Below are 7,037 nucleotides of genomic sequence, written 5' to 3' on the forward strand. Positions count from 1 at the left end.
GGCCCACGGAATCGGCGAGGACTTCCGCCTCACTCAGAGGTAGATCGCCAGGGCGACGGTCACCACCCAGGCGAGGCCCAGCGACTGCAGGACCCGGTCGGAGCGGGCCAGGTCGTCCGGGGCGCCCGCCTTGCCGCTGTCCACGTCGACGGCGTAGCGGAGAACGGCGATGACGAACGGGACCATGGAGAGCGCGGCCCACGGACTGCCGGTGCGCTGACCGAGCTCGAACGCCCACAGGCCGTAGGTCATGTTCATGACCGCGGCCGACGTTGCCCAGACGAACCGGAGGTAGGTCTCCGAGTACCTGGTCAGCGAGTGGCGGATCGCGGCGCCGGTCTCGTGGAAGAGCTTGATCTCGGCGTACCGCTTGCCCGCCACGATGAACAGCGACCCGAACGCCGTGACGAGCAGGAACCACTGGCTGGGCACGATGTTCGCGCCCATGCCGCCCGCGATGGCGCGCAGCAGGAACCCGGAGGCGACCACGCACAGCTCGAGGACGGGCTGGTGTTTCAGGCCGAAGCAGTAACCGAGCTGGACCGCCAGGTAGACGACCATGAGCACGAGCAGCTTCCAGCCCGCCACCGCGCCGATCGACAACGACGCGGCCATCAGCACACCGGCGGTGCCGAACGCGAGAGGCACGGGGACGATGCCCGCCGCGATCGGGCGGTGGCGCTTCTTCGGGTGGGCCCGGTCGGCTTCCACGTCCTTCGCGTCGTTGACCAGGTACACCGCCGAGGCCGCGCAGCAGAACGCCGCGAACGCCAGCGCCGCCGACCGCAGCACGGCGGGTTCCGCGATCCTGCTAGACGCGAAGGGCGCGGCCAGCACCAGGACGTTCTTCACCCACTGGTGCGGCCGGGCCGTCTTGATCAGGCCTCGAACGATCGATGGCCGTGTCTCGGTCGCCACGGTCATCGACGACCCCACACGACGCGCCGCACGCCGCGTGCCACCACGGCACCCAGCACGGCGCCGGCCAGCACGTCAGTCGGGTAGTGCACGCCCAGCACCAGCCTGCTGACCATCATGGGCGGCACCAGAAGCGGCACCAGCGGCCGGTTCGTCAGCGCGCCGTAGGCGACCGCGGCGGCCGTGGTGGAGGACGCGTGCGACGACGGGAAACTCAGCTTGCTCGGGGTTCCCGCCAGCACCTGGACCTCCGCGTGGTGCGGACGCCGCCGCCGCACCACGCGTTTCACCACGATCGACGCGGCGTGCGCGGCGACGACCGAGGTGGCCGCGACCGTCCACTCAGGACGGCGATGGCGGTCCACCGCGGCGCCCGCGACACCCAGCAACAGCCACCCCGCGCTGTGCTCGCCGAACAACGACAGCAGCCGGGCCACGTGCACCACGGGTGGTCTCACCAGCGCCGTCTGCACGGCTACCAGCGCCTCCGCTTCACGATCGCTCATCGAACGCCTTCCCAACCCATGCGGGTCTGGGTGTCGCGGGTGGTGGTGTACCGACCGGCCTCGTAGAGCGGCGTGGCCTGGTAGACCTGGATCGGGTACGGGCGGGAGGTGTCGCGCAGCCGCGCCGGCAACGCGGTGACCTCGTGCGTGGTGAGGACGTCCCCGAACAGCGCGCCACGCACGGGTTGCCAGGTCGCGTCGGACAGTCCGAGCGCCTGCGTGTCGCCCCACTGCACGGCGTAGGAGATCGGTTCGATCACGCCGTCCTGGACGCGCGGCTGCCGCTGGCAGGGGAACAGGAACGCGATCTGCCACGCCACCGCGACCGCCGGCTCGCGGGGCAGGAACTCCCGCAGCCGCACGTACTTCTGCGCGGCCGGCTGGGTGAACTCGCCCTCGCCGGTGAGCCGCACCTGCGTCGCGCCGGCCGGTGCCGGTGGCAGCAGAAGGGTGCGCCGCAACGTGCTGTCCACGTTGTCGGTGAGCTTGCCGGTGCCGAGCACCTTCGCGTCCGAGGTCGCGTACTCGTAGGTGACGGGTGCCGGTCCGCCGGTGACGACGGTCGCGATCGGGGCGGTCTGGATCGCGAACCACCTGTCCGGCAACGAGACCAGCGGCTGCGGTGTCGCGACCTCGACCGCGTCCGCCGCGACGCACCGTTGCGCGAGCGGGTCCTGGACGTTCGCGGCCCACGGTGACCACGTGTTCAACGTGTTCACGGTCGCGACGGTGAAACCGCCCACCAGATAAGCGATGTTGGCGGTGAAGAACAGCACGATCACGACCGGTATCGCGATGACCGGTGCGAGAGAACCCTTGCCCCGCCGGTACAACACGACCGCCACGATCACGATCAGCACGAGCCACCAGTACGGCTTGTCGAACTTGAGGACCGACACGTGCGGTGGCACACCCGTGGACGGCAGCCCGAGATGCCACGAGTACGGCCACAGGTTGGCGCCGTGCCCCGCGAGACCCAGCATCGCGACGACGCTGACGATGCCGCCCAGCAGCACCGGAACCGGCATGCGGCGGTCGCTGGTCAGCTCACGCACCAACGGCACGGAGCACAGCAGCATCAACGCGATGAACACCGAGCCGATCCCCGCGAGACTGCCGAAGTGGTGCGTCCACTTGCTGGGTGTCAGCCACAGCAGGAAGAACGCGAACAGCGTCGACCAGCCCGCGAGCGCGAGCCGTGGTGGCACCTCGATCCGACGGGCCCGTGCGGCCGTGACGAGCACGACGAACCAGACCAGCGCGACGACGCACACCAGCACCGGCGCGCGCTTGGCGTAGTTCGCCATGGCGTCGCCCTGGTTGAGCAGGAACATCCACCGCGCGAACTCCGTGTACCAGGACTCCGAACCGGCCATCTTCTTGAAGATCTCCTGTGCGTACAGGAAATCGCGCAGGGTTCCGTCGCTGAACGCCATGATCATCGCGACCGCGCCGGGAGAGAGCACGGCGAGCGTCCTCGCCACGACCGTGCGCCAGCCGGCGTCCTTCGTGAGCAGTTTCCAGGCGAACGGCAGGCCGGCCAGCAACGGCGCGAGAGTCGTGAAACCCGTGGGGTGCGCGAAGAAACCGATACCCGCGATGCCCACGGCCGCGCCCAGCAACGCCAGCCGCCCGCGTTCGACCGCAGCCGTCACCGCCAGCAGCGTGAGCATGCCACACATGGTCACGACGCCCTCCGGCCGCACGCCCATGTCGAGCGGCAGCCACCACGCCAGGAACGCCGCGCCGAGCACGACCCCGCTGAACCTGCCCGACACGTAACGACGTGCGGCGAACCACGTCACCAGACCGAACAGCAACGCGGGGATGCGCAGGACCACTGGGGCGAAGCCGAAAACCTGCCACTTCGCCAGGAAGTAGTAGAACCAGGAGAACGGCGTGAAGCCCTGGTTGAGGATCTGGTAGTAGTTCCCGACATAACCCTCGAACGGCACGTTCTTGGCCATCGCGCTGTAGTAGCCGTCGTCGTCCGACATCGGTGCCAGGAACAACCAGAGGATCATGATCGCGGGGACGACCAGGTCGACGAGACTCAGCCGCCACCGGAACCGAGCCGGTTCACGGAACACCCGCCGATCCAGCAGCACAAGACAGGCGAACGCGGTCACCGCGCACAGCGCGAGAAGCACCATCAGCACGATCTTGAACGGCGCCGGGCTGGTGCTGAACTGGTCGTCCACCCTGATCCGCACGGACAGGTCGGCGGTCCCCAGCGCGGTGATCGAGGTCGCCAGCACGTGCACGTCCGGCATGGTCGCGGACCGGCCGATCTCCTTGCCGTCACGCAGAACGCTCAGCCCGTCCCGGTCGCCGCGGATCTCGTACGAGCAGTCACCCGCGGGCACCGGCTCGTCCAGCGTGGCGACACCACTCACCAGCAGGCGGTCGTTCTCCGCCTTCACGACGAGACCGCGCGCCGGTGCCGACGGGGTGATGGTCGCGAACACCACACCACCACTGGCCTGCGCGGCCCGTGCGGTTCCACAGCCGAAGCGCGCGTCCATCTCAAATGGACGGTAGGCGCTCAGCGCGAGCATCGTGGACCGCGGCGCCGACGCGTTCTCCGGCCAGGTGACGGTGGGATCGTTGATCGTCACGGGCGCGAGCGGCATCAACGCCGACAGCAGCACGGTGAGCGCGCCGGACACGACGGCGACGGCCAGCAGCCGGCGTCTCTTCCCTGGCCCAGGCCGAGTGGTGATGGCAGGCGTTTCAGGAGCGAGCGGAATCGTTTCTGTCGTCACGCGCCGATGTCCTAAGGGGGGTTCGGAAGGGCGAGGCGTCAGAAGCTAGCGACCGCCCGTTACGCGAGCAGCCCGGCCGACCCGCGCATTGCTACGTCTGCGTTGCCATACCCCGGAATCGTGTTACGGAGGAGAAAATCGGCACACCGCGGCCGATATGGTCCGCCCATGGTTCGTGCGCTCGGTTTCGTCGGGGTGTGCATCGTCCTGTCCGGACTGCTGGTGAACGCCTACCTCGCGATCGTCGCGCGCAACGTCTCACCCGCCGAGTACAGCGACTTCGGCGCGTTCTGGTCGATCGCGCTGCTGGTCGGGTTCGGCGCCTTCCTTCCCGTGGAACAGGAACTGGCCCGCCTCGGCCCTCGCGCGCTGCGTTCGGCCGCCGTCGTCGCGGCCGGCATGGCGGTCGTCGAGTGCGCGCTGGCCGTGTTCGTCTCCCCCGCCGTCGTGGTGCTGTGCTTCCTGTCCGCGGCGCAGTTCCTGGTGCGGGGCGGATTGATCGGCAGCGGGAAGCTGGCGTGGCACGGCGGCCTGCTGGTCGCCGACACCACCTTGCGCGTGGTGTTCGCGCTGCTCGCCGGCTGGCTCGGAGCCACCACGAGCGCGCAGTTCGAATGGACGCTCGTGGCGGCGGTCGCCGTGGTGCACCTGCCCGTGCTGGCCGCCATCTGGTGGCAGGGAGACGGCGAAGTGCCCGTGCGCGAGTTCGCGCGCGCGGTCTCTCCGTTGCTCGTCGGCTCCCTATGCGCGCAACTGTTGCTCAACGGCATCCCCGTGCTCGTGACAGCGATCGCGACGCCGGGCGAACGGGCTCAGGCCGGGGTGTTCCTCGCGGCCTTCCTGCTCGCCAGGGTCCCGCTCTTCGTCGCGGTTCCGTTGCAGACAGCGCTGCTGCCCGTGCTCGCGGGAAAGCAGAAGCGCACCGTCGTGACCCGTCTCGCGGCCGTGCTCGCGGCGGCAGCGGGCGCCGGCGTGACCGTGGCGGTCACGATCGGACCGTGGCTGGTGCGGCTGGTGTTCGGTCCCCTCTACGTCGTGTCCGCCACCGACCTGACCCTCATCGCGCTCGGCGTCATCGCCCACCTCGGGTTGATCGTCACCACTCAGGCCCTGGTCGCGGGCGCCCTGCACAGCCGCGTCGCGTGGAGCTGGATCGCGGGCCTCCTGACCGCGGCGGCGACCTTCGCCCTCATCCCCGGCCTCGTGCTGCGCGCCGAGATCGCGTTCCTCACCGGATCACTCGCCGGACTGCTCGTCGGGCTCCGGCTGCTCACTTCCCCACGACAGGAGAGCGAACTGTGCTCGACGACCTCGTCATCGCCCTGACCTACTACTCCCCTTACGTGTCAGGGCTGACCAACTTCGCGCGCGACGTCGCGGAGGGGCTCGCCGAGCGCGGGAAACGCGTCCGCGTGGTCACCACCCGCCACGACCCCTCGCTGCCGCACGAGGAGACGATCAACGGCGTGCGCGTGAGCCGCGCGCCCGTGCTCGCCCGGTTCGGCAAGGGGGTGATCAGCCCGGCGTTCGCCTCGATGGTGCGCGAGGCGTCGACGAACGCCCGAGTGCTCAACCTCCACCTGCCGATGCTCGAAGCCGGCCCGGTGGCCGCGCTGGCGAAGTGCCCGGTCGTCGTGACCTACCACTGCGACGTCAGCCTGCCTCCCGGCCTGCTGAACGCGGTGCAGGGCAAGGTGATCGACGCGTCCAGCCGACTCGCGATGCGCCGCGCGGCGGCCGTCGCGGTGACGAGCGAGGACTACGCGCGCGAAAGCAGGCTGTGGCCGGCCATCCAGCCGCACATGGCCGCCGTCCCCCCGCCCTGCCGCCCGGTACCCCCAGGCACGCCGCGGTTCCGCGACGGCGACGGCCCACACGTCGGGTTCCTCGGCCGCATCGTCGAGGAGAAGGGCGTCGAGCACCTGGTCGACGGATTCCGCGCGCTGGAGGACCCGTCGGCACGACTGCTCATCGGCGGCGACTTCGGCAACGTCGCCGGCGGCAGCGTCATCTCCCGAGTGCGCGAGCGCATCGCCGACGACCCGCGGATCAAGCTGCTCGGGTTCGTGCCCGACGAGGACCTCGGCGACTTCTACGCCTCCCTGGACGTGTTCGCCCTGCCGTCGGTGAACGCCTTCGAGGCCTTCGGCATCGTGCAGGTCGTAGCGATGCTCGCCGGCGTACCGGTGCTGGCGAGCGACCTGCCCGGCGTGCGCATCCCAGTACGGGAGACGGGTTTCGGGATCATCGTGCCGCCCGGCGACGCGGCGGCCATCACCGCGGGACTGCGGTCACTGCGCGACGAACCACCGGTCTCGAACGGAACGGCCGCGGCGAAGTTCAGCGTCCCCGCCGTGCTCGACGCCTTCGAGGCGCTGTTCGAGAAGCACGCCCGCTAGCTCCCTCGGTGCCGGTGAGGAGGTCTCCCTGCCTCACCGGCACCGAGCCTGACTAGTGTCCTGAGTCGTTAGTTCGTGTGCAGGCGTAGGGTTCGGCGGCATGCCGAACCCTAAGCTGCCCGAGTTGGCGCTCTCCGACGACGAGGCGAGCGTGTTGCGAGGCTGGACGCGGCGTCGGAAGACGGCGCAGGCGTTGGCGTTGCGGGCGCGGATCGTGTTGCGGTGCGCCGAAGGCGGCTCGAACAGTGAGATCGCGGCGGAGCTGGGGATCCAGCGGGCGACGGTGGCGAAATGGCGTTCGCGGTTTGTGGTCGACCGGCTGGACGGGTTGCTCGACGAGGCGCGTCCTGGGCGTCCGCGCACGATCTCCGATGACCAGGTCGAGGCGGTGATCACCGCGACGCTGGAGTCGACGCCGGCCAACGCGACGCACTGGTCGACCCGGTCGA

General features: G+C 69.8%; 6 protein-coding genes. 3 read left to right on the plus strand and 3 right to left on the minus strand.

Annotated features, from left to right (window positions below):
* Positions 1-33 precede the first annotated feature (33 nt).
* The 3 genes from BM417_RS43985 to BM417_RS43995 are packed head-to-tail and all read right to left on the minus strand — an operon-like array spanning position 34 to position 4,189.
* Complete coding sequence (locus BM417_RS43985) at positions 34-924, minus strand: decaprenyl-phosphate phosphoribosyltransferase (protein ID WP_093606053.1); 891 nt, start codon at positions 922-924, stop codon at positions 34-36.
* A complete protein-coding gene (locus BM417_RS43990) occupies positions 921-1,424 on the minus strand; it encodes a phosphatase PAP2 family protein (RefSeq protein WP_093606054.1) in 504 nt (167 codons plus the stop codon). The genes BM417_RS43985 and BM417_RS43990 overlap by 4 nt, the downstream gene beginning before the upstream one ends.
* Positions 1,421-4,189, minus strand: a complete 2,769-nt coding sequence (locus BM417_RS43995) for an arabinosyltransferase domain-containing protein (protein WP_177320957.1) — start codon at positions 4,187-4,189, stop codon at positions 1,421-1,423. The genes BM417_RS43990 and BM417_RS43995 overlap by 4 nt, the downstream gene beginning before the upstream one ends.
* A 168-nt stretch (positions 4,190-4,357) precedes the next feature.
* Here BM417_RS43995 and BM417_RS49665 point away from each other — a divergent pair, with 168 nt between their 5' ends.
* The 3 genes from BM417_RS49665 to BM417_RS44005 all read left to right on the plus strand — a co-directional run.
* A complete protein-coding gene (locus BM417_RS49665; RefSeq protein ID WP_245822789.1) occupies positions 4,358-5,515 on the plus strand; it encodes a lipopolysaccharide biosynthesis protein in 1,158 nt (385 codons plus the stop codon).
* A complete protein-coding gene (locus BM417_RS44000) occupies positions 5,488-6,588 on the plus strand; it encodes a glycosyltransferase family 4 protein (RefSeq protein WP_245822791.1) in 1,101 nt (366 codons plus the stop codon). Before BM417_RS49665 ends, BM417_RS44000 begins: the two co-directional genes overlap by 28 nt.
* A 100-nt stretch (positions 6,589-6,688) precedes the next feature.
* The coding region (locus BM417_RS44005; RefSeq protein WP_143139079.1) for a helix-turn-helix domain-containing protein at positions 6,689-7,037 on the plus strand (349 nt) is incomplete at its 3' end.

The sequence above is a fragment of the Lentzea waywayandensis genome (genome assembly GCF_900115955.1).
In the GTDB taxonomy this organism is placed as follows: Bacteria; Actinomycetota; Actinomycetes; order Mycobacteriales; family Pseudonocardiaceae; genus Lentzea; species Lentzea waywayandensis.